Origin of the sequence: Pseudomonas sp. SMV7, assembly GCF_052041995.1 — a bacterium.
Classification (GTDB): domain Bacteria; phylum Pseudomonadota; class Gammaproteobacteria; order Pseudomonadales; family Pseudomonadaceae; genus Aquipseudomonas.
In genome coordinates this window covers 1-25438 of record NZ_JBKGGT010000006.1, presented here as the reverse complement: position 1 = coordinate 25438, position 25438 = coordinate 1, and the positions used below count along the sequence as shown (strand labels likewise).

Below are 25438 nucleotides of genomic sequence, written 5' to 3'. Positions count from 1 at the left end.
GAGCCAGGCTGCGCCGTGATGGCGCCAGCGGGCGGCTCTATCCCGCGGCATGCCTTTCATCGGTCACAAAGCTGTAACATTGCTGCTGCAAAGTGTGCCGGCCATCACACGGAGCGCTTTTCGATGATACGCCTGATGAAGTCTGCTGCACTTGCCGTTGCCGTTTCTGTCTGCGCCACTTCGGCCGCGTTCGCCGCAGAGAACGTACGCCTGACCGGTTCCGGCGCCAGCTTCCCAGCACCTATCTACCTGACCTGGTTCAAGGCCTTCAGCAAGGAAACTGACGGCGTCACTGTGGATTACCAGTCCAAGGGGAGCGGGGCAGGTGTTCAGGACTTTCTGAACAAGACTGTCGATTTTGCCGCCAGCGACTCGGCCATGAAGCCTGAAGAAATCGCCAAGGTCGGCGAAGGCGTGCAGTTGCTGCCGATGACCGCCGGTGAAATCGTCCTGGCCTACAACCTGCCAGGCAACCCGAAAGGGCTGAAGCTGCCGCGCGACGTCTACTCGAACATCTTCCTCGGCAAGATCACCCAGTGGAACGACCCGCAGATCGTCGCGGCCAACCCTGAGCTGAAACTGCCCGCCACCCCGATCACCGTGGTCGTGCGCGCCGACTCCAGCGGTACCACGGCGGTCTTTACCAAGCACCTGTCGGCGATCAACGCCGATTTCAAGCAAACCCTGGGTGAAGGCAACACCGTCAACTGGCCGGCCAGCGACAAGTTCATCAAGTCGCCGAAGAACGATGGGGTAACCGCCACCGTGCGCCAGACCCCGGGTGCCATCGGCTACATCGAATATGGCTTCGCCAAGCTGGCAAAGGTCGACTTCGCCCAGCTGCAGAACAAGGCCGGCCAGTACGTGGTGCCGAACGCCGAAAGCGGTGCCGAGGCGCTGGCTGCGGTGAACATGCCGGAAAACCTGGTGGCCTGGCTGCCTGACCCGGAAGGCGCCAAGTCCTACCCGATCACCTCCTACACCTGGATGATCTTCCGCAAGGACAACGGCAACCCGGCCAAGGCCAAGGCCATGCGTGACATGGTCGAGTACAGCCTGACCGAAGGGCAGAAGATTGCCGACTCGATGGGCTACATCCCGCTGCCGCAATCGGTGGTCGACCAGGTGCGCAAAGCGTCCGCCAACATCCAGTAACAGCGCCAGGCGCTCCCGGTGTGGTCCTGCCATGCCGGGGGTGTTTGCCCCAGTCCCGGAACCCGCCCATGAACACACCTTTCGCCATCCCGGAAAACCCCCACTCCGCGTGCCAGCCGCCGTCTGCGAAAGACTTCCTGGTTGATCGCACGTTTCGTGCGCTGGCACGCATCGGTGTGGTGCTGGTGCTGGCGCTGGTCTTCGCGCTGGTCTACGAAGTGGGCCGCAAGGCCCTGCCCGGCATCGAGAAGCACGGTTTTGACGTGTTGTTCGGCAGCGTCTGGGACGTCAACCAAGGCCAGTACGGCATTCTGCCGGCCATCTGGGGCACCCTGTACAGCGCCTTGATCGCCCTGTTGATCGCCGGTTTCTTCGGCGTCAGCATGGCCATTTTCCTCACCCAGGACTTCCTGCCGGCCAAGCTGGCGGCAATCTTCCGCACCATTGTCGAATTGCTCGCCGCCATCCCCAGCGTCGTCTACGGCCTGTGGGGCATCTACGTGGTAATCCCGGCCATCCGCCCGCTGACCACCTGGCTGCACAGCGAGCTGGGCTGGATTCCGTTTTTTGGCACCTCGCTGAGCGGGCCCGGGCTGCTGCCTGCCGCGCTGGTGCTGGCCATCATGATTTTGCCGACCATCGCCGCCGTTTCGCAGGATGCGCTGACCAGCGTGCCGATGAAAACCAAGCAGGCGGCCTACGGCCTGGGCGCCACCCACTGGGAGGCGATTCTAAAGGTGATGGTGCCGTCCGCGGCCACCGGCATCTTCGGTTCGCTGGTACTCGGCCTGGGCCGGGCGCTGGGCGAAACCATGGCGCTGGCCATGCTGGTCGGCAATGCCAACAACATATCCGTGTCCTTGTTCGCCCCGGCCAATACCCTGGCCGCGCTGCTGGCGCTGAACTTCCCGGAGGCCGGCCCGAACGAGGTCGAAGTACTGATGTACGCCGCCCTGGTACTGATGTTCATCACCCTGCTGGTGAACGTACTCGGCTCGATGATCATGCTCTACGCCCAGCGGGGTAACAAATGATGACCGACCTGACCACCCCGACCAAGGCGCTGCCCAGCCTGCAGCGCAAGCTGGAAGGCCGTTCCCTGCGCAGCCTGGTGCTGACCACGCTGGCCTGGTGCGCGGCGCTGGTGGCCAGCGTGCCGCTGGTTTCGGTGCTGTACATGCTGATCACCCGCGGTGGTGCACGCCTCAACCTGGAGGTGTTCACCGAGCTGCCGCCCACCGGCTTCGAGATGGGCGGGGGCTTCGGCAACGCCATGGTCGGCACCTTCGTCATGGTCGGTATTGCTGCGGCCATCGCCGTGCCGGTCGGTATCCTGGCCGCGGTGTTCCTGGCCGAACTCGGCCCGGACAGCAAGCTGGCCAACGCTGCGCGCTTCGCCGCCCGGATGCTCACCGGCCTGCCATCGATCCTGGCCGGGGTATTCGCCTACGCCCTGGTGGTGATGACCACCGGCACCTACTCGGCGCCGGCAGGCGGCGTGGCCCTGGCGGTCCTGATGCTGCCCATCGTCGTGCTGACCGCCGAAGAGTCGATGAAGATGGTGCCCAAGATCATGAAGGATGCCGCCTATGGCATGGGCTGCACCCGGGCCCAGGTGATCTGCAAAATCGTCCTGCCCACCGGCCTGCCGGCGATCCTCACCGGCGTCATGCTGGCCGTGGCGCGTGCCGCAGGCGAAACGGCGCCGCTGTTGTTCACCGCGTTGTTCAGCAACTACTGGATCCTGCATGACGGCGACCTGGCCGTGATGAACCCGACGGCCTCGCTGGCCGTGCTGATCTACAACTTCTCCGGCATGCCATTCGACAACCAGCTCGAGCTCGCCTGGGCGGCCTCGCTGGTACTGGTGATGATCGTGCTGGTAATCAACATTCTGAGCCGAGTATTCGGCAAGCCCAAGTACTGAGAAAGGGAGCATTCGACCTTGAACGTATCCACTGCGCAAAAAGCCGCTCCCGTGGTCAGCGAAGCCCCCATCGTCATGGACTGCAAGCTGGACAAGATTTTCTACGGCAACTTCATGGCCGTGCGCGACAGCCACGTACCGATCCGCAAGAACCAGATCACCGGCTTCATCGGCCCGTCCGGCTGTGGCAAGAGTACCGTGCTGCGCAGCCTCAACCGCATGAACGACCTGGTCAAGGGCTTCCGCTTCGAAGGCCACGTGCATTTCCTCGGCCAGGATGTCTATGGCAAAGGCGTCGATCCGGTCGTGGTGCGCCGCTACATCGGCATGGTGTTCCAGCAGCCCAACCCGTTCTCGATGAGCATTTTCGACAACGTCGCCTTCGGCCTGCGCCTGAACCGCTACAAGGGTGACATCGGCGACCGCGTCAAGCATGCCCTGCAGGGCGCCGCGTTGTGGGACGAAGTCAAGGACAAGCTCAAGGTCAGCGGCCTGTCGCTGTCCGGCGGCCAGCAGCAACGCCTGTGCATCGCCCGCGCGATCGCCACCGAGCCGGAAGTGCTGCTGCTGGACGAGCCGTGTTCGGCGCTCGACCCCATCGCCACCCGCCGGGTGGAAGAACTGATGGTCGAATTGAAGAAGGACTACACCATCGCGCTGGTCACCCACAACATGCAGCAGGCGATTCGTGTGGCTGATGAAACCGCGTTCTTCTCGGTGGACATTTCCCAGGGCACCCGCACCGGCTACCTGGTGGAAATGGGCCCGACCACGCAGATCTTCCAGAACCCGCGCGAGCAACTGACCGCCGACTACATCAGCGGCAAGTTCAGTTGAGCCCTGGTCGCGCCGTCTTCCGTTGAAGTGTTACCCGGGGTTTCCAATGCCAGCCACGCGTCGTCTTGATCTGTCAGCGGTAGAGCGCGCACTGCGTGAGGTGCAGGCCCGTTTTGCCGAACTCAGCGAGCGATTCACCGAACCGCGCGACCCGTTCACCGACGAGGTGCTGCTGAATGTGGTCGAGGGCTATGCCCTGATTGATGACTATGTCGCACGTGGTATCGACCTTTTCGACCTGCAGCAGTTGAACCTGATGCTGGAGATCAATGCCACCGTGCTGTGCGGCAGCGACCCCGCCCGCCGCCTGGAGTTCGCCGCGCATCTTGCCGCGACCGAGGCGCACTTCTTCAACAACGTCGAGGGCGGCATCAAGGATTTGTACAACTGGTACTGGGCCTACCGCAGTGATTCGATCTGGAAACGGGCCGCCGGTGTCTACGTGCGCATCCTCAGCAAGCCGCAGCTGTTCATCGAAGGCAACAACCGCACCGGGTCGCTGCTCGTCAGCTACTTGCTGATGCGCGCCGGGCTACCGCCCTTCGTGCTGTCGCTGGACAACGCCGAGGGCTACTTCAACCCATCCTCGGTCATCCGCAATTCCGCCAAACACGGTGTCAAGGCCTTGTACGAACTCCCCAAGATCAAGAAGAAATACGCCGCCTTCCTCGAAGCGAAGGCGCCTGAACCGGGCCAGTTCTTCCTGGGCGGCATGCCCGTGCCTGCCTGCGAGAGGTGCCGCTGATGCACGGTTCGTCACTGCTGCAGCGTGGCTGGCAGGCCGTCGAGCGCCGATTCAACCGGCCAAAGGTGCGCATTTCGTTCGACATCGACGACACGCTTGCCTGCCAGGCAGACCACGCCGCCGCCGAACACAGCAAGCTGCCGGCGTGTGTCCACCGCTGGTTGGGCGAACCCCTGCGCAGTGGCACGCGCGCGCTGATCCGCGACCTGCGCCGCCAGGGCTGCAGCATCTGGATCTACACCTCGTCGGGGCGCACACCGTCGTACATCCGCCGCTGGCTGATGCTCTACGGCATCCGCGTCGACGGCGTGGTCAACAGTGACCGCCACCAGCATGCCCTGGCCAGGAACGGGCTGGGCCATGCACCGTCGAAGTTGCCGTCGGCGTTCGACATCGATCTGCATGTGGATGATTCCGAGGGGGTGCGGCTGGAAGGCGTCGACCACGGGTTCCGCGTGCTGGTGGTGTGCCCGCAGGATGAACAGTGGGCGCAGAAGGTCAAGGACGCGGCTGTCGATGTACAGGCCCAACTGGCCTGGCAGCAACCGCACCGCTATGAGATGCCGGTGCGGCTAGGTTCGCAAGCGCTGGTTTCCTGAAACCAGGCGCTTGCGCTCGGCGTGTGAAGCGGGCGACCCGGTGGCTGGCACCGGCTGTGCGGGTAACCGCGGCTGAAGCCGTTCCTGCAGGTACGGCGTCAGCTCGAAGCCGGGCTTTTTGTATCGCTACCTGCCTGCCATTAATGCCTAAACCCTAAGTCTCGCCTCCCGGCCCAACCCGGTAGCAGGCCCGAATGCTCACGCCCCACACGCCGGCCCAAAGCACCCGCCAGCCCGCTCCAAAGCAGCGTTTCTGGCCCTTCGCCCGGTTCTGATAATCGCCTCCGACATCCCGTCCCCGTTTCGGAGCGCGCCATGTACAACAATAAGAATCTGTCCCCCCGTTTGCTGGCGGCTGTCACCGTCAGCCTGTCGAGCCTTTGCCTGAGCAGTGTCGCCGAGGCCGAGATCATGCTGTACGACAAGGACCAGACGACGTTTTCCACCGACGGCTATATAAATGCCTTCTACGTCAACAGCGATGTCGACCGCGAGGGTGAGCAGTTCGACCGCCGCCAGTCGCGGGTGAAGATGGGTTTCCTGCCCAACTACCTGGGCTTCAACATGGGCAAGCAGGTCGACGACCTCAAGCTCGGCGCGCGCGCCTCGTTCTGGGTGACCATCAACGACAGCGAAACCAACGGCACCGACACCGCCATCGACGTGCGCCAGTTCTACGGTACCGTGGCCAATCCGGAATGGGGTGAGGTGCTGATCGGCAAGGATTTCGGCCTGTTCGCCCGCTCCAACATCCTCCTCGATGAACTGCTGGCCGGTTATGGCCAGGTCAGTGACACCCTGGGCCTGGTGGACGGCGGCGGGGTATCGTTCGGCAACATCGGCAGCGGCTACCCATACCCGTTCCCCACCTCGCAGATCACCTACCGCACCCCGGTGATGGACGGCCTGCGCGTCGCGGTCGGCATCATGGACCCGGTGGACACCAACGACAGCAGCCCGACCGGCAAGGCCTACCAGGAAAACCCGCGTACCGAAAGCGAGATCACCTACCAGTTCGACCTGGGCGGGGCGCAGATCTACAGCTGGCTCAACGGCAGCTACCAGACCTCCGACAACACCGACCCGGCGGTGCAGTCGGTCACCTCCAAAGGTGTCGGCTATGGCGTGCAGGCCAAGATGGGCGGGTTGTCGCTGACCGGTTCGGGGTTCCAGGCCAAGGGCATCAACCCGTTCTTCACCAACAACGCTGGCGAACCGACCTTGCGCAATGTCGACAGCGATGGCTACCTGCTGCAGGGCTCGTACAAGTTCGGCAAGAACCGCGTGGCGCTGTCCTATGGCAAGACCAAGGACGATGGCAATGGCGCGGTCGACAGTGGTGCGGATTATGAAACCCGTGGCATCGCGCTGTTCCACGACATCAATGACAACCTCAAGCTGGTTGCCGAGTACAACCAGTTTTCCATCGAGGGTCATGAAACCAGTGCCCAGGACGAAGACACCGATACCTTCGCGGTGGGGGCAGTGCTCACCTGGTAGGTCCTCGGCCTCGACTGAAGATTGCCGGGGCTGCTGTGCAGCCCTTTCGCGACGCAAGGCCGCTCCCACAATGACCGCAGGGTTCGTAAAACTGGGCTTGCGCGGTCGATGTGGGAGCGGTCTTGCGTCGCGAAAGGGCCGCGCGCGACCCCGGCAATCTTCAGGGCAAGCTATTACAACCATGGAACTGCCCACCCGCTACCCAAGTAGCATTCGTCGCCAATGATCGCCTTCGTACACTCTTTGCTCAGCCAACCCGCGCCGGAGACCAGGATGCAGCAGGCTCACAACGACGGTGTGGTCAGCGCCATGTCCCAGGCTACCGACGCCCGGCTGGCGGCCGAGGAACTGGCGGCGCAGCTGCTGCACCCGCACCTGGGCTTCGTGCTGTTCTTCTGCTCCGCCGAATACGACCTGCAGGTCCTGGGCGAGGCCCTGGAGCAGGGCTTTGGCGGCATCCGCCTGGTCGGTTGCACCAGCGCCGGCGAGATCACCCCGCTGGGCTACGGCCGTAACTGCATCACGGCGGTGGGCTTCGATCATCGGCATTTCTCCATCGCCACCGGGCTGATCGATGAGATGGAGCACTTCAGCCTGATCGATGCCCAGCAAATGGTCGAGCGCCTGGTCGGCACCTGCCGCAGCAACACCTTGGCGCCGATCAAGGGCCACAGCTTTGCCCTGACCCTGCTCGACGGCCTGTCCAGCCGCGAGGAGATGGTGCTCGCGGCGCTCAGCGCCGCCCTCGGGGACATTCCGCATTTTGGCGGTTCGGCCGGCGACGACAATTACCTGACCCGCACCCACGTGTACTTCGGCGGCGCGTTCCATAACGGCGCGGCAGTGGTGGTGCTGGTCAATACCTGGCTCGACTTCGAGGTGTTCACCACCCACCACATCCTGCCACGGCAGGAAAAGCTGGTGGTCACGGGGGCCGACAGTGCCCAGCGCCGGGTTTTCGAACTGAATGCCGAGCCGGCCGCCGAGGAGTATGCCCGGCACATCGGCGTGCCGGTGGCCGAACTCGACTACCAGGTATTCGCCGCCCATCCGCTGGCCGTACGCATCCACGACCAGTACTACGTGCGGGCGATCCAGCAAGTGCACCCGGACCAGAGCCTGAGCTTCTACTGTGCGGTGGAGAACGGCATCGTGCTCACCGCCATGACCCCCGGGCCGTTGTTGCCCAACCTGCAGCAGCTGTTCGACGGCTTGCAGCAGCGTCTCGGCCCACTGTTGCTGACCATCGGTTGCGATTGCTTCCTGCGGCGGCTGGAACTGGAAGGCCAGCACGGCCTGGAGCCGATCGGCGCATTCCTGCGCGAGCAGCGGGTGATCGGCTTCAACACCTACGGAGAACAGTTCAATGGCATGCACATCAACCAGACCTTCACCGGCGTCGCCATTGCCCGCAACCGGCCTCCCGTCAATCGCTGACCTGCAGCTGGAAATCACCCGGCTGCAACATGAAAACCATAAGCTGCAGCGTATCAACGGCGCCCTGATCGAGCGCGTCGAGTCCGGTGTGACGCGTGGCAATGACCCTTACGCGGCGTTTCAGCACTCGGTGGTGCTGGCCGAGCAGGTACGCGAACGCACCGATGCCCTGAACCAGGCAATGGCCGAGCTCAAGGCCGTCAACCGCCTGCTCAGCGAAGCGCGGCAGCGGGCCGAGACTGCCCACCAGCACCAGATCCGCCTGATTACCGACAATGTCCCGGCGCTGATCGCCTACCTCAACGCCGACCTGGTCTACGAATTCACCAACAAGGTCTACGAAGAATGGTACTGCTGGCCCCCCGGCGTGATGCTCGGCCTGAGCCTGCGCGAGGCCCACAGCGAACAGCATTACCAGCGCCTGGAAACTTATGTGGTACGCGCGCTGGCCGGCGAGAGCGTCACGTTCGAGTTCGCTGAAACCAACAGCAGCGGGCAGGAACGCTACATGCTGCGTTCCTACGTGCCAAACCGCCTGGCCAGTGGCGAAGTGGCCGGCATCTTCGTGCTGATCCGCGATATCACCGAGCGGCGCAATACCGCGCAAGCGCTGCACCAGGCCTATCAGCACCTCGAGCAACGGGTACGTGAGCGCACGGCCGAACTGACCAGCCTCAACGAGCAACTGCTGCGCGAGATCGAGGAGCGCAGCCGCGCCGAAGCGCGCCTGCGCGAGGCCAAGCGCGAGGCCGAACAGGCCAACCTGTCGAAGACCAAGTTCCTCGCGGCGGTCAGCCATGACCTGCTGCAACCGTTGAACGCGGCGCGGCTGTTCACCAGTGCGCTGCTCGAAAGCCGCGAACCGCAGGACAGCACCCAGCTGGTACGCAATGTCAGCAACTCGCTGGAGGATGTGGAGAACCTGCTGGGCACCCTGGTGGATATTTCCAAGCTCGATGCCGGGGTGATCAAGGCCGACGTCGCACCCTTCGCCCTTGGCGAACTGATGGACAACCTTGCCGCCGAGTACGCCCAGGTGGCCCGCAGCGAAGGGCTGGCGCTGCACTTCGTGAGCTGTTCGGCGGTGGTGCGCAGTGATATCCAGTTGTTGGCGCGGATCCTGCGCAACCTGCTCAGCAACGCCATTCGCTATACCCCGCGTGGGCGCGTGGTATTGGGTTGCCGGCGCGTGCGCGGCGGCCTGCGCATCGAAGTGTGGGACAGCGGCATCGGCATTGCCGAAGAGCACCTGGAGGAAATGTTCCAGGAGTTTCGCCGCGGCGATGTGCAGCGCCCGCAACAGGACCGTGGCCTGGGCCTGGGCCTGGCGATCGTGGAAAAGATCGCCGGTATCCTTGGCCACCGCATCCGGGTCCGTTCCTGGCTGGGCAAAGGCTCGGTGTTCGCGGTGGAGGTGCCACTGAGCACTGCCGCGCCCAAGGCCCAGCCAAGCCAGGCGATCAGCGAACCGATGCTGGAACGCCTGCGCGGCGCGCGGGTGTGGGTGCTGGATAACGATGCCGCGATTTGCGCCGGCATGCGCACGCTGCTGGAGGGCTGGGGCTGCCGCGTGGTCACCGCCTTGTCGGAAGAGGACCTGGCGCGCCAGGTGGACAACTACCACGCCGAAGCCGACCTGCTGATTGCCGACTACCACCTGGACAACGACTGCAATGGTGTCGATGCGGTGGCGCGGATCAACGCCCGCCGCACCCAGCCGCTACCGGCGTTGATGATCACCGCCAACTACAGCAACGAACTCAAGCAGCAGATTCGCGAGCTCGGCCACACCCTGATGCACAAGCCGGTGCGGCCGATGAAGCTGAAAACGGCGATGAGCCACCTGCTTGCCAGCAGCCAGCCATCGCTTGGCGCGTAGCTGGTTCAGCGGCGCAGGTAATCACCGAAGTCGATATCGCCGGCGCTGAGGATTGCCTGCACCCGGTTGTGCACGTTGAGTTTGCGCAGGATCGCCGAAACGTGGGCCTTGACCGTGGTTTCGGCGATATCCAGGGTGTAGGCGATCTGCTTGTTCGACTCGCCCTTGGTCATGCGCTCGAGCACCAGCAATTGCTTGCGGGTCAGCGCCTGGAGCATTTCCGGCGGGAAGCTCGGGGTATCGTTCAGGCGCCGGCTGGTGCTGCTTTTCTGGGCGCGGATGATATCGGGCGGGAGGTAGACGTTGCCGTTGAGGATCTGCTCGATCGCGTCGATCATCTGCGAACGTGGCGAGGACTTGGTGATGAACCCCACCGCCCCGTAGGTGATGGCCTGCAGCACGATCTGCTTTTCCTGCTCGGCCGAGACGATCACCACCGGTGTGGTGGGGGCCTCGTTGCGCAGGGTGATCAGGCCGTTGAGGCCGTGCATGCCAGGCATGTTCAGGTCGAGCAGGATCAGGTCGAGGTCATCGTGCTCGCGGGTCAGCGCCAGGGCACTGTCCAGGTCGGCGGTTTCCATGACTTCGCTGCCCTGGAACCCGTCGCTGATGACATTGTGGATGGCTTCGCGAAACAGCGGGTGATCGTCGGCAATCAGAATTTTGTACATGGCCTTTTCACCTCGTTTTTATGGGATGGAGCGGGGCACGCCTGCGGCAAGCGAATTCAGGGGAAGGGTTCCGGTTGCGCGGGGGCCAGTGGCAGATTGGCCTGCTGCCAGGCGTCCAGGCCGTCGCGATACCAGTACAGGTTGTCATAGCCCAGGGCCTTCGCGCGTTTTACCGCGTTCCAGCTCAACCAGCAATCCGAGCGGCAGTAAAACACCAGCGGCGGCTGCTGGCGCCCGGCGGTCGCGTCTTGCAGGTGGCGCGCGAAGTAGCCTTGCCAGGCCGGGCTCAGCTCGCCGTCACCGGTGTTGGCCAGCCAGCGGCTGCCGGGGATATTGCTGTGCGGTTCGTCCTCGATGAAGCGGCCTTGCAGCCATTGGCGCCGATAGACGTCGATCAGGACCGGGGCGGGGGTCTGCTTCAGCAGGCTTTGCAGGGTGGCGGTGTCGATGACCTGGGCGCCGTCCACCTGTTGCGGTGTCGGGCTGCGGTAGACGCTGGTGCGATAACCGTCGGCGGAAAACAACGGCTCCGTGCCGGCCTGGGCGATGCCCAGCGACAGACTCAGCGAGAAGGCCACCAGCAAGGGGCGCGGCAGCCGGGGCAGGGCACGTGGCATGGGGGTTATCCTTTTTGTTATAGGCCCATTACATGCCAGCGGCGCTGCATTGTGAATGCGACGATCAGATAGCAAAGGCAGTACTAAAGTAGTAGATGGCCAGGCGCGTCGGTGGACGCGCCGGTGCCAGGACTGGATGCACGCACAGCGGGGTGGATCAGCGGGGCTTGCGCAGTGCCGCGTGCTGCGGGTTGAAGGTGAGGACCGCCAGCAGGGTGAACAGCGCGGTCAGGCCCAGGCACACCGCCAGTGCCAGCAGGTTCAGACGCTGGTACAGGGCAAAGCGCACCAGCTCCACGGCATGGGTGAACGGGTTGACTGCACACAGCCAGTACAGCCACTGGCTGGCCTCCTGCATCTTCCACAACGGGTACAGCGCCGAAGACAGGAAGAACAGTGGGAAAATCACGAAATTCATCACCCCGGCAAAGTTCTCCAGCTGCCGGATCGCGTTCGACAGCAGCAACCCCAGGGCGCTGAGCATCAATGCCACCAGCAATAGCGCCGGTAAGGCCAGCAGCAAGCCGGCGGCCGGTGGTTGCACACCGTACAGCCAGGCAATGGCCAGGAAGGCGTACACCTGCAACAGAGAGATCAACGAGGTCGCCAACAGCTTGCTGCCCAGCAGGAACGGGCGTGGCAACGGGCTGGTCAGCAGCACGCGCATGCTGCCCATCTCGCGGTCATAGACCATCGACAGCGAACCCTGCATGCCGTTGAACAACAGGATCATGCAAGCCAGGCCGGGGATGATGTACACCTCGTAGGGGATATAGGTGTCGTAGGGCTCGATGATCGCAATGCCCAGGGCCGCGCGAAACCCGGCGGCGAACACCAGCAGCCACAGCAGCGGGCGCACCAGGGCGCTGAGAAAGCGCGTGCGCTGCAGGACGAAACGCAGGCATTCGCGCAGCAGAATGCCGTTGAAACATTGCCAATAGGCGTTCATTGGGCATTGGCTCCTGAAGGCGCGCTGGTCAGGCGGGCGAAGGCGTGGTCGAGGTCGCCGCCGTGCGCCTGGCTCAGGGCCGCGGCCGTGCCGCTGGTCACCAGGCGCCCTTGATGCAGGATCAGCAGGTCATCGCTGGCTTGGACCTCGTCCAGCAGGTGGGTGGTCCACAGCACGCTGAGGCACTGCTCGCGGCACAGCAGCCGCAGGTGTTGGTTGAGCGCCAGGCGGCTGGCCGGGTCGAGGCCGACGCTGGCTTCGTCGAGCAACAGCAGACGCGGTTCATGCAGCAGCGCGCGGGCAATCTCGACCCGGCGTCGATGGCCGATGTTCAATGCCCGGACTGGCTCGCGGCGGCGCTCATCGAGGCCCTGGCGGGCCAGTTCGGCGTCCACCCGCAGGTTGGCCTGGCGCCGCGACAGGCCATGCAGCGAGGCGTGGTAGCGCAGGTTCTGTTCGACGCTGAGGTCCAGGTCCAGGGTGCTTTGCTGGAATACCACGCCCAACTGGCGCAAGGCCGGGCGCGCGGCATCGCGCAGGGAACAGCCGCACACGCGGATGTCGCCCTGCTGCAGGTCGTAGAGCCGCGTGAGCAGGGCGATCAAGGTCGACTTGCCGGCCCCGTTGGGGCCCAGCAGCGCAGCGAAGCGCCCCGGCGCCAGGCTGAACGCGACCTGCCTGAGTGCCTGGCGCTGGCCGTAGGCAAAGCTCAGGTCACTGACTTCCAGCGTATTCATGGCGTCACCACCACGCCCCAGGGGTAGCGGCCGACCTTCACCGACTTGAGCACCTTGAGGTTTTTCGCATCGATCACCGATACGTCACCGCTGACGCCGTTGGTGGCCAATAACTGGCTCTGGTCCGGGGTGAATGCCAGCTGCCATACCCGCCGCCCGACCAGCAGGTAGTCGAGCACCTCGAAGGTCTTGGCATCGACCACCGCCACGTGGTTGGCGGGGCCCAGGGCGACGAAGGCGTACTTGCCATCGGCGCTGAGCTTGATCCCTACCGGTTGGACCTTGTCCGGGTGCACGCCCTTGATCTGGAAATTCAGGGTTTTCAGCACCTGGCGCGTGGCCACGTCGAGAATGGTCACGGTACCGCCGATTTCCGCCGAGGCCCACAGCCGCGTGCCGTCCTGGCTGAATTCGACAAAGCGCGGCCGCTGGTCGACCGGGGTGCTTTCGGCCAGGGTCTGGGTGCTGGTGTCGATCCAGTGCAGCATGTTGGTGGTTTCGCTGGTGTTGACCGCCCACTTGCCATCCGGGCTCACTGCCATGCCTTCAGGCTCGATGCCGACATCGATCTGGCCGAGCACCTTGTCGGTCTGGGTGTCGATCACGGTCACCAGCGCGTCGTCCTCGTTGGACACGTACAACCAGCGGTCGTTGGGGTGCAGGGCGAACTGCTCGGGGTCCTTGCCGGAGGGCAGCTCCTTGATGATCTTGCGGGTGGCCACGTCCATCACCTGGACCCGGTCCGAATCGCTGGCGCAGATATACAGCAGCGTGTGGTCGTGGGACAGCAGCAGGCCGCGCGGACGCTGGCCTACCGGCAGGGTCTCGGTGACTTCCAGGGTTTGCAGGTCGATCAGGCTGAGGCTGTTGTCCTTCTCGTTGGACACCCAGGCGGTGGCGGCCATGGCCTGGCTGCTGGCAAGCGCCAGGGCGCCCGACAGCAGGCTGGGGTAAAGCAGGGCCCGGTGGAACAGGCGGCGAGGCATGGCGGAATCCTTTTTTTGTTGTGGTTATTGGCTCAGGGGTAGCGACAGCTGACCTCGGGCTTGTCGTAGCCCAGGCTGTCCATTTCGTTGGATGGGTGGAGGAATCCTTCCTGCGGCGAAGTGCTGACCAGCGCCCGTGGCTGCACCAGCGGGATCGGCTGGCGCAGCTCGCCGTTCCACGGGCGATAGCTGAGCTTGCGGCCCTTGAAACCGTCCAGCGGCAACTCCTCGCTGAGCAGCAGCTGCTGCACGGCGTGCGGCTCGGCCTGGCGCAGTTTGCTCACTGCGCTGGCGACACTGCGCACGGCCATCCACGCGGCGAAGTCGCGGTCGTTCATCCAGCGCCCGGCCTGGGCCTCGAAACGCTTTTGCAGTTGCGCCGCGCCGAAGGTTTCCACGGTCTTGTGCCAGCCGGTCGGGGTCAGGCCCTGGGTCCCGGCGACCGGGCGTGGGTACCAGGTCTGGTAGGGCAGGTACTCGCCGAAGTCGCCGCGCTCGTCGGCCACCAGCACCACGTCGTACTCGGCGGTCTGGGTGAACAGCGGCATGTCGGCCTGGGCGCTGCGGCGCTGGTCGTTGTCGAAGGTCCAGGGCTTTTCCGCCACCAGCTGCAGGCCGAAGCGCTTCGCGGCACGCCGCAGGGCGGCGGCGTAGGCACGGTCGTCATCGGTCTGGCCGACGATCAGCAGCGCCCGCTGCCATTTGCGCAGCACCAGGAATTGCGCCAGGGCATCGGCCAGCATGGCGCGCCCGGGCAGGCTGTGCAGCACATTGCCCAGGCACTGGCTGCTGCGCAGGCTGTCGTCCGGGCTGCCGGCGTTGAACAGCAGGCTGTCAGGCAATGCGCCGGACAAGGCCTGCAAGCTGGCCGCAGGGGCGTTGACCACGAACAGCCGCAGGCCCTGCTCATGCTGGGCCTTGGCGGCCTGCAGCAGGGCTTCCGGGCTGTCGACGCTGGCCTCGGTGAGCTGGAATTGCTGTTGCAGGAAGCGGCCGCTACTGTTGCTGTCGACAACCGCCAGCCTGGCGCCTTGCAGCCCGGCATCGCTGGGCTCGGGAATGACGTTGGACAGCAGCGGGCCTGGGTCGGGGCGATAGCCCAGGTAACCGATGCGCACCTGCAAGGGCTCGGCAGCCTGGCCCCCGGCGGCAGACGCCAGGGCCGCAGACAGGGTGGCGGCGACGGCCAGCAGGCAGGTCAGGGCAAGGTGGGCAGGCTGGCGCATAAGGCGACTCCACGGCAGATGGCGCCAGCATAGGAAGCCCGCCACGACGGGGAAATATGCAGAAAGTAGCGCCCGGCCGGTACCAAGGTAGTAATTCGCCACGCAGGCCCCGGTCTTACGATGGAGCGCAATCTCGCCACTTTGAGGAGAACCGCGCATGCGCCTGCCTGACCTGTCGGCCCTGTGGCGGATCAACCTCTGCGTCACGGTGTTTTTCCTGCTGGTGATGCTGGCCTGTGCAGGTGTGCTGTTGCACCAGGCGGTGGCCGATGTAGAGCGCGAGTTGCAATCGGCCGAAGCGGTGGTGGCGTACCTCGGCGATACCGCCGAGCGCGACCCGGCCCACCTGCAGCCACGGTTGACCCAGAGCCTGCGCCACGTGCGGGTACACTGGCTGGCGGCGGATGAAGCGCTGCCGCTGCCGCAGGCGCACGGCGTGGATGCCTGGCTTGGCCACCACCTGCTCGGCGAGCGCCACCACGCTACCCGGTTGCTGCAACTGAGTGATGGCCGCCGGGTAGCGATTGCCGTGGATGCGCGGGATGAAATCGACGAAGTCCGCGACTCGCTGCAACAGTTGGCGGGCCTGTGTGGCCTGGCGCTGTTGCTGAGCTTGCTGACCATCCGTTGGGCGGTGCGCCGCGGCCTGGGTTTGCTGGATGAGCTGCTGCAGGCCCTGCGCCAGGTCTCCGGTGGGCAGTTGAGCGCGCGCCTGCGCGAAGCCGGCCTGCCGGAGGCGCGCCAGCTGGCCAGGCATTTCAACCACATGGCGGCATCGCTGGAACAGGCCCGGGCCGACAATGCCCATCTGACCCAGGCGCTGCTGGCCGTGCAGGAGCGGGAGCGCACCCAGCTGGCGCAAACCCTGCACGACGACCTCGGGCAATACCTGGCAGGTATCCGAGCCCAGCTGTGCCTGCTGCGCATGGTGGCCGACCAGCCGGCCGCGGTGGCGCAGACCACCCGCACCCTGGAACTCGATTGCCAGCGCCTGCAGCAGGGCTTTCGCGCATTGGTGCATGACTTGTATCCGCTGGCGCTGCAGCACATGCCGCTGGCGGAGGCGTTTGCCCTGCTGGCGAGCCAATGGCAGGCCAGCCAGGGCATCGATTGCCGCCTGCGGGTCGGCGCGCGCCTGCCAGCGTTGCCCGGGGCGAGCCGCATGCACCTGTATCGCCTGTTGCAGGAGGCGTTGACCAATGTCGCCCGACACGCTGCGGCCAGCCAGGTGCGGGTGCGCCTGCAGCGCAGCGCCAGGGGCTTGCGCCTGCTCATCCGCGATAATGGTTGCGGCGCGCCGCAGCCACTGCGCCCCGGGGTCGGCCTGCACTCGATGGCCGAGCGCGCCCGCAGCCTGGGCGCTGAACTGCGCATCCTCAGCCGCCCGGGTGCCGGCTGGGCGCTGGCCCTGAACATTCCCATGGAGGTGCAATGAATATCGTGTTGGTCGATGACCACGCCGTGGTCCGCCAGGGCTATGCCAGCTTGTTGCGGGCGGTGCTGCCTACAGTGCAGGTGCGCGAGGCGGCCAGTGGCGAGGAGGCGCTGGCGCGGGTGCAGGAGCAAGTGCCCAACCTGGTGATCATGGACTTCGGCCTGCCCGGTATCAGCGGCCTGGAAACCACCCGACGCCTGCGCCAGCGCTTGCCGCAACTGCGCGTGCTGTTCTTCAGCATGCACGATGAACTGCCGCTGGTGCGCCAGGCGCTGGACGCGGGGGTAGCGGGGTACCTGACCAAGAACTCGGCGCCCGAGGTGCTGATCGAGGCGGTGCAGCGGGTATTGGCCGGGCAGGCCTATATCGAGCAACCGCTGGCCACCCAGCTGGCCTGCACCACGCATCAGCGGGCCAGCGACCCACGCCTGCAGTGCATGACCCAACGTGAGCTGGAGATCTTCGTGATGCTGGCCAAGGGTACGCCGGTGCGGGCGATTGCCGAGCAGCTGTGCATCAGTGCCAAGACCGTGTCCAACCACCTGACCTTGCTCAAGAGCAAGCTGCAGGTCAGCTCGCATGCCGAGCTGGTGCACCTGGGGATCGACCTGGGGCTGGTGCGGGTGGCGGGGTGAGGTTCGCCCTGGCAGATGCGGCGCCCGGTCTCCCAGGCGCTGGACCTGTCACACCGGCCCCATCGCTCATTTGTCCCAGGTCGCGGGGCAACCCTTGCAGCCCTGCATGTTGGCATCCTGGAAATTCCCGTAATGCTGCCGCGCCCCGCGCAGGTCGGCACCCTCCAGGTTGCTTTGGCCGAACTTGGCCTCTTGCAGGTTGGCATCGCCCAGGTTCGCCCCTTGCAAATCAGCCTTGCTCAACCAGGCCATCTCCAGGTCCGCCGCCCGCAGGTTGGCCTGGTGCAGCTTCGCCCCGGACAACCTGGCGAATTCCAGGTAGGCCGCGCCGAGGTCGGCCCTTGCGAATTGCGCGCCTTGGGCAAACAGGCCCCAGCCTTGGATCGCCACCAGCTTGCTGTCGCTCAGGTCGGCCAGGCGCAGGTTGCTCTGCTGCAGGCTGGCGCGGGTCAGGTTGGCACCTTGCAGGCGGGCCTGTTCCAGGTTGGCCAGGTCCAGCCGGGCATGACGCAGGTCGGCACCGCGCAGGTCGGCGCCGGCCAGGTTCATCTTGCGCAAGTCCTGGTTGGCCAGGTTGGCGCCACGCAGGTCGGCCCCCGGGCACTGGCTGGCTTCGGCGATCCGGCAGCCGTTGATGGTCAAGGGGGTATCGCTTTCAGCGTCGTCGGCGTTCATGGCCAGGGTAGGGGAAAGTACCAGCAGCAACGCCAATGGCAGGTAGTTCATGGCAAAGGTCCCGGCAGGAAGGTGACAGTACGGGGAGGGGCGCAGGCCCGCTCCCCGCCGAGGGTCAACGTTGTGCGGTCTGCTTGTCCCAGCTGGGGATCTTGAACACCCAGAACGAGCCGCCCTGGGCCACCGGCTTGGTCAGCTCGGCCATGTCGCCGCCCCACAGCGGCACCGCGCCGCCGTAGCCCACCGTCACGCCGATGTACTGCTCGCCGTCCTGTTCCCAGGTGATTGGCGGCGAGACGATGCCGCTGCCGGTCTGGAACTTCCACAGCTCCTTGCCGGTCCTGGCGTCGAACGCCTTGAAGAAGCCATCACCGGTACCGGTGAACACCAGGTTGCCCTTGGTCGCCAGCACCCCGGCCCACAGTGGCAGCGGTTCCTTGTGCTCCCACACCAGCTTGCCGGTGCTCGGGTCCATGGCACGCAAGGTGCCGACGTGGTCGTCATACATGCGCTTGATGCGGAAGCCCATGCCCAGGTAGGCAGAGCCTTTCTTGTAGTTCACTTCCTCGGTCCAGTACTCCTCTTTCCACTGGTTGCCGGGGATATAGAACAGCCCGGTATCCTGGCTGTAGGCCATGGGGTTCCAGTTCTTGCCGCCGAGGAACGGCGGCGAGACCTCCACCGGCTTGCCTTTGCTTTCCCCCGGCAGCGGCTTGGGCGGCCGCTGGCCGGGGTTTTCCACCGGGCGCCCGGTGTTCAGGTCGATATGGCTGGCCCAGGTGATGTTGTCGACGAAGGGGAAGGCGTTCTGCAGCTTGCCGTTGCTGCGGTCGACCACATAGAAGAAGCCGTTGCGGTCGGCATGGCCGGTGGCCTTGACCAGCTTGCCGTCCTTGTTCTTGTAGTCGAACAGCACCAGCTCGTTGTTGCCGGAAAAGTCCCAGGCATCGTTGGGGGTATGCTGGTAGAACCATTTCACCTCACCGGTGCTCGGGTCGACGCCGACCTGGCCGGAGGTATACAGGCTGTCGTAGTCATGCGGGTTACCGTCCTTCGCCGTGCGTGCCCAGGTATTCCATGGGCCCGGGTTGCCAGCACCGACGATGATGGTGTTGCTCTCGGGGTCGAAACTGGCGCTTTGCCAAGGGGCGCCGCCGCCGTGGCTCCAGGCTTCGACCTTGCCGGTTTCGGTCGTCGGGTCGTCCGGCCAGGACGGTGCCTTGACGTTGCCGGTGGGGGTGCTGTCCTTGCCGTTCAGGCGGCCCATATGGCCTTCGACGAATGGCCGCATCCACACTTCCTCGCCGGTATCCGGGTCGCGCGCGAACAGCTGGCCGACCACGCCGAACTCGTCACCCGAGCTGCCGTGGATCAGCAACACCTTGCCGCTGGTCTTGTCCTTGATCAGCACCGGGGCGCCGGTCATGGTGTAGCCGGCGCCGTGGTCGCCGAACTTCTTGTTCCACACCACCTTGCCGGTGCGCTTGTCGAGGGCGATCACGCGTGCATCGAGGGTGCCGAAGTAGATCTTGTCGCCGTAGATCGCCGCGCCGCGGTTGACCACGTCGCAGCACGGGCGGATGTTCTCCGGCAGGCGGTGGTTGTAGGTCCACAGGCGCTTGCCGGTGCGGGCATCGAGGGCGAACACCCGCGAATAGGACCCGGTGACGTAGACCACGCCGTCGCTGACGATGGCCTGGGACTCCTGGCCGCGTTGCTTCTCGTCGCCGAAGGAGAACGACCACGCCGGGGTCAGCTTGAACACGTTCTGGTCATTGACCTGGGCCAGCGGGCTCCAGCGCTGGGCGTTGGTGCCCATGCCGTATTGCAGCACGTCCTGGGTGGTCAGGTGATCGTTGGCGATGTCTTCCCAGGTGACGTTGTTGCTGGCAGGCGCCGCCGTGGCCACCGTGCCCAGGACCAGGCTGCCGGCCAGCAGCACGGCCCGCAGGCTCAGGCACAACGGGGAAAGGGCAGGTAGCGTTGTTGTTGTCATGGTTGCAGTTCCCTGTGGAGTTTTGGCCTGCACAGGGTGAGCTGGGGCCGTTGTCGCGGGATACGGAAAACTTCCCGCGCTGGCCGGGAAAAATTCCCGTACGGCACCTCTTTTGGCCCTTCGCCACAGGCCCTACTACCAAGGGAGTAAGGCCCGGCCACCAAAGCAGGATACGGCGCTGTGCGGGCTGTTCCTAAGATGGCGGCACGGCCTCTGTGGTTGAGGCCTTGCGTGCAAAGGTGAGGGCATAACAATGACAACACAACGAAACGTCTTGCTTGCGGCAGGCCTGCTGGCCGGTGCTGTGCTGACCGGTACGGTCTGGGCCCATGGCAATGTGGTGCCCCAGGCTGTGGAAACCCAGGGCCTGACCCCGGTCAAGGATGCCGGTGTGGCCGTGGATGGCGACGGCTGGGCAACGGTCAACCCGTATCGCGAGTCCCCCGAGCACGACAAGGCTGTGGAAATTGGCGCCTCGGCCTACAACCAGAACTGCGCCGCCTGCCACGGCCTGGAAGCCAAGTCTGGCGGTATCGCCCCGGACCTGCGCATGCTCGATGCCGGTGAGGCCGGCGACGAATGGTTCGTCGAACGGGTACGCCACGGTGCGGTTCGCGACGGCCGGGTGTACATGCCGAAGATGGCCGACTACCTGAGCCAGGAAGCCCTGTGGGCGGTACGCACCTACCTGGACAGCGTGCACGTCGAGGAGTGACGGCCATGCGCCTGTTGGCGGTGCTGTTGACTGGCCTGCTGCTGTGCTGCGCGGCAGCCCAGGCGCAGGTACGCAACTACGACGCGATCATCGCCGCCGGCGAATTGAAGGTGGCGGTGTACCAGGATTTCGCTCCCTACAGTTTCGAGGACCACGGCCAGCCGCGCGGGGTCGACGTGGAACTGGCGCAGGCCCTGGCCAATGCGCTGGGGGTACACCTGCAGCTGATCTGGGCGCCGCCCGGGGAAAAGCTTGACGACGACCTGCGCGACTACATCTGGCGCGGTAGCCCGCTGCGCAACCAGCAGCTGGCCGACCTGATGATGCGGGTGCCCTACGACCACGCCTATGCGCAGCGGCGCAATGACGTCGGCGAACTGGAAAACGCCCAGGTGGTGATGTTCGGCCCCTACCAGCAGGAGCGCTGGCAGGTGGCCTACGATCGCCGCCGCCTGGCCTCGGTGGCCAGTGTCGCGGTGTTCCAGCAGCACCCCATCGGGGTCGAGGTGGACAGCGTGCCGTCGTTCTACCTGACCTCGGTGTTCAACGGCATGCTCAGTGCCAAGACCCACCATTACCCCAACGTGCAGCAGGCCTTCGGCGCCATGCAGGCTGGCCAGGTGGACGCGGTGATGGCCATGCGCGGCGAGGTCGACTGGCAACTGCACCAGGCCGCCGACCCGCAGCTGGCCCTGGCCGAAAATGCCTACCCGAACCTTGGCAAGCAGGCCTGGGACATCGGCATGGCGGTGCACGAGAGCAACCGGCAGCTGGCCTACGCGGTGGAAGAGGCGCTCGAGGCGCTGATCCGCGATGGGCGGATGCAAGCGATCTATGCCAGTTACGGCCTGCGCTACGAGGTGCCGGAGATGTATCAGTAAATTCGGCTTCGCATTGGCTACGCTCCCGCAGGGGCCTTGTCGCAGCCAGTAGGTGTTGTGTCGAGCAACAGGAGTTGGTTATGAACTGGCGAGCGACCTTGTTGCTGGCCTGCTGGCTGCCCTGGGCAGCCCAGGCCGGCGAACCGAATGCCACGTCGGACCCGGTGCCGTCGGTGATGTGGGACTTCTACCACAAGCAGTTGCTGGGCCAGGCCGCGTTCGTCTTCGATGACCGGGTCAAGCTGCTGGCGCCACCCTTTGCCGAGGACGCACGCCAGGTGCCGCTGGAGATCGACGCGCGGGCATTCAGCGGCGAGGTGGTGCGGATCCTGGCGTGGGCCGAACTCAACCCGCTGCCGCGGATTGTCGACTTCGAACCCGGCGAGCGGGTATTGCCCTGGTTGTCGATTCGCATCCGTATCGAACAGGCCACGCCGCTGCGCGCTGCGGTGCTGACGCGCGACGGCCTGTGGCACGTCGGTTCGACCCTGATCGATGCCGCTGGCGGCGGTTGTACCGCGCCCAGCGTGGTCCGCACCCAGCCCGGCTGGGAGGAACACCTGGGCGAAGTGCTGGGCGGGCGCTACCCGCGCGGCGACAGTAGCCGCTTGCGCTTGCAGGTGGCCCACCCGATGGACAATGGCCTGGTCAGTGGCATTCCGGAATTCTTCCTCGACCATGCCGAGCTGCAAGGCGCGGACGGCCAGCGCCTGGCCAGCCTGCAGCTTTACCCGGCGGTCAGCGAAAACCCCAATCTGGGCTTCGACATCCTGGCCCCCGGGCCGACCCGCGTGCTGTTGCAGGACAACAGCGGCAACCAGTTCGAGGCAGCGCTGCCCTGAGCAGGCCGCCCCTTTCAACTGACTGACCCGAGGCACCCGATATGCGTTGGCTGATGCTATTGCTGCTGTGCCTGGGCCTGCCAGCCCAGGCAGACCTGGAGTACCACCTCAAGCCTCGACAGATCGCCGAAGGCACCTGGCTGCTTGAAGGCAGCACCGCCAATTTCGCCAAGGGCAACGGCGGCAACATCGTCAACAGCGCATTCATTGTCACCGACAGCGGGGTGGTGGTGATCGACAGCGGGCCGTCCAGGCGCTACGGCGAAGCGCTGCGCCAGGCGATTGCCGCCACCACCGACAAACCGGTGGTCGAAGTGTTGTTGACCCACCATCACCCTGACCATGTGCTGGGCAACCAGGCCTTTGCCGATGTGCCGATCGGCGCGCTGGCCGGCACCGGCGAGCTGCTGCGCCAGCAGGGCGAGGCGATGGCCGAGAACATGTATCGCCTGGTCGGCGACTGGATGCGCGGCACCGAGGTGGTGTTGCCAACCCGGGTGCTGGAACCAGGGATGCATGAAGTGGGCGGGCACCGCCTGCGGCTGCTGGCGCTGGGCGGGCATACCGGTGCCGACCTGGCGATTCTGGATGAAACGACCGGCGTGCTGTTTGCCGGCGACCTGGTGTTCTACCAACGGGCGCTGACCACGCCCAACAGCCCGGGCCTGGAGGTCTGGTTGAAAGACCTCGATACCCTGCAGGCGCTGCCCTGGAAACAGTTGGTACCTGGCCATGGCCCGGTGGCCAGCGATGCCCGGCCGTTTGCCCAGATGCGTGATTACCTGGGCTGGCTGGATGGCCTGATGCATGACGGCGCGGCGCGTGGCGATGACATGGCCGAGATGATCCGCAGCCCGATCCCGCAGCGCTTTGCCGGTATCAGCCTGACCCGTTACGAGTTGATCCGCAGTGTCAGCCACCTGTATCCCCGCTACGAGCGCCAACAGCTGCGGCGTATCGACGCCAAGGACTGACGGGCCCTGGTAGGCGCGCAGGCCTTGGTAGCCAGCCCCATACCAAGGAACTAGAAAACTCCGCACTGCGGGCAATTGTTGGCAAGCAGGCAGCGACCAAGAATTCTCGGCACACCGGGAAATTTTCCCGGGCACAACAAAAAAACCAAAGGTAGCCGTCATGACCCGATCCCCACGTCGCCCCGTGTTCGCCGTGAGCCTGGTGCTCAGCGCCATGCTGCTTGCCAGCGCGGCCCACGCTGCTGTCAGCAATGAAGAAATCCTCCAGGACCCGAAGAACCCGCAGCAGATCGTGACCAACGGCCTGGGCGTGCAGGGCCAGCGCTACAGCCCGCTGGACCTGCTCAACAGCAACAACGTCAAGGACCTGCGGCCGGTCTGGGCGTTCTCCTTCGGCGGTGAGAAGCAGCGTGGCCAGCAGGCCCAGCCGCTGGTCAAGGACGGGGTGATGTACCTGACTGGTTCCTACTCGCGGGTGTTCGCCGTGGACGCCCGCACCGGCAAGAAACTGTGGCAATACGATGCGCGCCTGCCCGATGACATCCGCCCGTGCTGCGACGTGATCAACCGGGGCGTGGCGCTGTACGGTGACCTGGTGTTCTTCGGCACCCTGGATGCCAAGCTGGTGGCCTTGAACAAGGACACCGGCAAGGTGGTGTGGAGCAAGAAAGTGGCCGACCACAAGGAAGGCTACTCGATCAGCGCCGCGCCAATGATCGTCAACGGCAAGCTGATCACCGGGGTCGCCGGTGGCGAGTTCGGCGTGGTGGGCAAGATCCAGGCCTACAACCCGGAAAACGGCGAACTGCTGTGGATGCGCCCGACCGTGGAAGGGCACATGGGCTACGTCTACAAGGACGGCAAGGCGATCGAGAACGGCATTTCCGGCGGCGAGGCAGGCAAGACCTGGCCTGGCGACCTGTGGAAGACCGGCGGTGCAGCACCTTGGCTGGGCGGCTACTACGACCCGGAAACCAACCTGATCCTGTTCGGTACCGGCAACCCGGCGCCGTGGAACTCGCACCTGCGCCCGGGCGACAACCTGTACTCCTCGTCGCGCCTGGCGCTGAACCCGGACGATGGCACCATCAAGTGGCACTTCCAGAGCACGCCGCATGACGGCTGGGACTTCGACGGCGTCAACGAGCTGATCTCGTTCAACTACAAGGCCGGCGGCAAGGAGATCAAGGCGGCCGCCACCGCCGACCGCAACGGCTTCTTCTACGTGCTGGACCGCACCAACGGCAAGTTCATCCGCGGCTTCCCGTTCGTCGACAAGATCACCTGGGCCAGTGGCCTGGACAAGGATGGCCGGCCGATCTACAACGAGGCCAGCCGCCCGGGGGCACCGGGTAGCGAAGCCAAGGGCAGCTCGGTATTCGTCGCCCCGGCCTTCCTCGGCGCCAAGAACTGGATGCCGATGGCCTACAACAAGGACACCGGGCTGTTCTATGTGCCGTCCAACGAGTGGGGCATGGACATCTGGAACGAAGGCATCGCCTACAAGAAGGGCGCGGCGTTCCTCGGTGCCGGCTTCACCATCAAGCCGCTCAACGAAGACTACATCGGCGTGCTGCGTGCCATCGACCCGGTCAGCGGCAAGGAAGTATGGCGCCACAAGAACTACGCACCGCTGTGGGGCGGGGTGCTGACCACCAAGGGCAACCTGGTGTTCACCGGCACGCCGGAAGGCTTCCTGCAGGCGTTCGACGCCAAGACCGGTGACAAGGTCTGGGAGTTCCAGACCGGTTCCGGCGTGCTCGGTTCGCCGATCACCTGGGAAATGGACGGCGAGCAGTACGTTTCGGTGGTTTCCGGCTGGGGCGGCGCGGTGCCGCTGTGGGGCGGCGAAGTGGCCAAGCGGGTCAAGGACTTCAACCAGGGCGGCATGCTCTGGACCTTCAAGTTGCCCAAGCAGCTGCAAACCGCCAGCGCCAAGCGCTGACGCCATGACGTGGCGCTTTCCTCCCCCCAACCCGAGGCAAACAGACCCCCCCCCCCACGACAAAAACCCCCCCTC

General features: G+C 65.1%; 24 protein-coding genes. 16 read left to right on the top strand and 8 right to left on the bottom strand.

Going from position 1 to position 25438, the window contains the following annotated elements; genetic code table 11:
- Nucleotides 1-123 precede the first annotated feature (123 nt).
- The 9 genes from pstS (at nucleotide 124) to ACLEJP_RS09260 (ending at nucleotide 10079) form a co-directional block, all read left to right on the top strand.
- Entirely contained in the window at nucleotides 124-1155 is a 1032-nt protein-coding gene (pstS, locus tag ACLEJP_RS09300) for a phosphate ABC transporter substrate-binding protein PstS (protein ID WP_225778179.1), read from the top strand.
- Nucleotides 1156-1223: 68 nt separating this feature from the next.
- Nucleotides 1224-2189 (top strand): phosphate ABC transporter permease subunit PstC, encoded by a 966-nt coding sequence (gene pstC, locus ACLEJP_RS09295; RefSeq protein WP_440805771.1) that lies wholly within the window; start codon nucleotides 1224-1226, stop codon nucleotides 2187-2189.
- Nucleotides 2189-3082: a phosphate ABC transporter permease PstA gene (gene pstA, locus ACLEJP_RS09290; protein WP_440805770.1), complete on the top strand. Its 894-nt coding sequence runs from the start codon at nucleotides 2189-2191 to the stop codon at nucleotides 3080-3082. The genes pstC and pstA overlap by 1 nt, the downstream gene beginning before the upstream one ends.
- 75 nt (nucleotides 3083-3157) lie before the next feature.
- Complete coding sequence (gene pstB / locus ACLEJP_RS09285) at nucleotides 3158-3919, top strand: phosphate ABC transporter ATP-binding protein PstB (protein WP_217858976.1); 762 nt, start codon at nucleotides 3158-3160, stop codon at nucleotides 3917-3919.
- A 46-nt stretch (nucleotides 3920-3965) separates the two neighbouring features.
- Entirely contained in the window at nucleotides 3966-4664 is a 699-nt protein-coding gene (locus ACLEJP_RS09280; RefSeq protein ID WP_440805767.1) for a hypothetical protein, read from the top strand.
- A complete protein-coding gene (locus ACLEJP_RS09275) occupies nucleotides 4664-5263 on the top strand; it encodes a hypothetical protein (RefSeq protein ID WP_440805766.1) in 600 nt (199 codons plus the stop codon). The genes ACLEJP_RS09280 and ACLEJP_RS09275 overlap by 1 nt, the downstream gene beginning before the upstream one ends.
- A 315-nt stretch (nucleotides 5264-5578) precedes the next feature.
- A complete protein-coding gene (locus ACLEJP_RS09270; protein WP_440805764.1) occupies nucleotides 5579-6763 on the top strand; it encodes a porin in 1185 nt (394 codons plus the stop codon).
- A gap of 273 nt (nucleotides 6764-7036) precedes the next feature.
- Nucleotides 7037-8200 (top strand): nitric oxide-sensing protein NosP, encoded by a 1164-nt coding sequence (gene nosP / locus ACLEJP_RS09265; protein ID WP_406821869.1) that lies wholly within the window; start codon nucleotides 7037-7039, stop codon nucleotides 8198-8200.
- Nucleotides 8169-10079, top strand: coding sequence for a PAS domain-containing hybrid sensor histidine kinase/response regulator (locus ACLEJP_RS09260; protein WP_440805762.1), 1911 nt, complete (start codon nucleotides 8169-8171; stop codon nucleotides 10077-10079). The genes nosP and ACLEJP_RS09260 overlap by 32 nt, the downstream gene beginning before the upstream one ends.
- Before the next feature lie 5 nt (nucleotides 10080-10084).
- Here ACLEJP_RS09260 and ACLEJP_RS09255 read toward each other — a convergent pair whose 3' ends face one another.
- The 6 genes from ACLEJP_RS09255 to ACLEJP_RS09230 form a co-directional block, all read right to left on the bottom strand.
- A complete protein-coding gene (locus ACLEJP_RS09255) occupies nucleotides 10085-10750 on the bottom strand; it encodes a response regulator transcription factor (protein WP_170029536.1) in 666 nt (221 codons plus the stop codon).
- A gap of 56 nt (nucleotides 10751-10806) precedes the next feature.
- Nucleotides 10807-11367 (bottom strand): PQQ-dependent catabolism-associated CXXCW motif protein, encoded by a 561-nt coding sequence (locus ACLEJP_RS09250; protein WP_440805760.1) that lies wholly within the window; start codon nucleotides 11365-11367, stop codon nucleotides 10807-10809.
- Nucleotides 11368-11524: 157 nt separating this feature from the next.
- Nucleotides 11525-12316, bottom strand: a complete 792-nt coding sequence (locus ACLEJP_RS09245; protein WP_440805759.1) for an ABC transporter permease — start codon at nucleotides 12314-12316, stop codon at nucleotides 11525-11527.
- Nucleotides 12313-13053, bottom strand: coding sequence for an ABC transporter ATP-binding protein (locus ACLEJP_RS09240; protein WP_440805756.1), 741 nt, complete (start codon nucleotides 13051-13053; stop codon nucleotides 12313-12315). Before ACLEJP_RS09240 ends, ACLEJP_RS09245 begins: the two co-directional genes overlap by 4 nt.
- On the bottom strand, nucleotides 13050-14039 hold the full coding sequence (locus ACLEJP_RS09235; protein ID WP_440805754.1) for a YVTN family beta-propeller repeat protein: 990 nt from the start codon (nucleotides 14037-14039) through the stop codon (nucleotides 13050-13052). Before ACLEJP_RS09235 ends, ACLEJP_RS09240 begins: the two co-directional genes overlap by 4 nt.
- A 32-nt stretch (nucleotides 14040-14071) precedes the next feature.
- Entirely contained in the window at nucleotides 14072-15265 is a 1194-nt protein-coding gene (locus ACLEJP_RS09230) for an ABC transporter substrate-binding protein (RefSeq protein WP_440805751.1), read from the bottom strand.
- Between the two features lie 157 nt (nucleotides 15266-15422).
- Between ACLEJP_RS09230 and ACLEJP_RS09225 the strand changes: the two genes are divergently transcribed.
- Both ACLEJP_RS09225 and ACLEJP_RS09220 read left to right on the top strand, forming a co-directional pair.
- Complete coding sequence (locus ACLEJP_RS09225) at nucleotides 15423-16700, top strand: HAMP domain-containing sensor histidine kinase (RefSeq protein WP_440805748.1); 1278 nt, start codon at nucleotides 15423-15425, stop codon at nucleotides 16698-16700.
- A complete protein-coding gene (locus ACLEJP_RS09220) occupies nucleotides 16697-17335 on the top strand; it encodes a response regulator (RefSeq protein WP_440805747.1) in 639 nt (212 codons plus the stop codon). Before ACLEJP_RS09225 ends, ACLEJP_RS09220 begins: the two co-directional genes overlap by 4 nt.
- Nucleotides 17336-17401: 66 nt before the next feature.
- On the opposite strand, the gene ACLEJP_RS09215 is transcribed toward ACLEJP_RS09220, so the two are convergent.
- Both ACLEJP_RS09215 and exaA read right to left on the bottom strand, forming a co-directional pair.
- A complete protein-coding gene (locus ACLEJP_RS09215; RefSeq protein WP_440805745.1) occupies nucleotides 17402-18061 on the bottom strand; it encodes a pentapeptide repeat-containing protein in 660 nt (219 codons plus the stop codon).
- 64 nt (nucleotides 18062-18125) lie between these two features.
- Nucleotides 18126-20006, bottom strand: a complete 1881-nt coding sequence (gene exaA, locus ACLEJP_RS09210) for a quinoprotein ethanol dehydrogenase (protein WP_440805743.1) — start codon at nucleotides 20004-20006, stop codon at nucleotides 18126-18128.
- Between the two features lie 253 nt (nucleotides 20007-20259).
- Here exaA and pedF point away from each other — a divergent pair, with 253 nt between their 5' ends.
- The 5 genes from pedF (at nucleotide 20260) to pedH (ending at nucleotide 25363) form a co-directional block, all read left to right on the top strand.
- Nucleotides 20260-20721, top strand: coding sequence for a cytochrome c-550 PedF (gene pedF / locus ACLEJP_RS09205; protein WP_440805740.1), 462 nt, complete (start codon nucleotides 20260-20262; stop codon nucleotides 20719-20721).
- Nucleotides 20722-20726: 5 nt separating this feature from the next.
- Complete coding sequence (locus ACLEJP_RS09200) at nucleotides 20727-21602, top strand: substrate-binding periplasmic protein (RefSeq protein ID WP_440805738.1); 876 nt, start codon at nucleotides 20727-20729, stop codon at nucleotides 21600-21602.
- An 80-nt stretch (nucleotides 21603-21682) separates the two neighbouring features.
- Entirely contained in the window at nucleotides 21683-22444 is a 762-nt protein-coding gene (locus ACLEJP_RS09195) for a quinoprotein dehydrogenase-associated SoxYZ-like carrier (protein WP_440805736.1), read from the top strand.
- Nucleotides 22445-22485: 41 nt separating this feature from the next.
- Complete coding sequence (locus ACLEJP_RS09190; RefSeq protein WP_440805734.1) at nucleotides 22486-23418, top strand: quinoprotein relay system zinc metallohydrolase 1; 933 nt, start codon at nucleotides 22486-22488, stop codon at nucleotides 23416-23418.
- A 160-nt stretch (nucleotides 23419-23578) separates the two neighbouring features.
- A complete protein-coding gene (gene pedH / locus ACLEJP_RS09185; RefSeq protein ID WP_440805733.1) occupies nucleotides 23579-25363 on the top strand; it encodes a PQQ-dependent alcohol dehydrogenase PedH in 1785 nt (594 codons plus the stop codon).
- Nucleotides 25364-25438 lie beyond the last annotated feature (75 nt).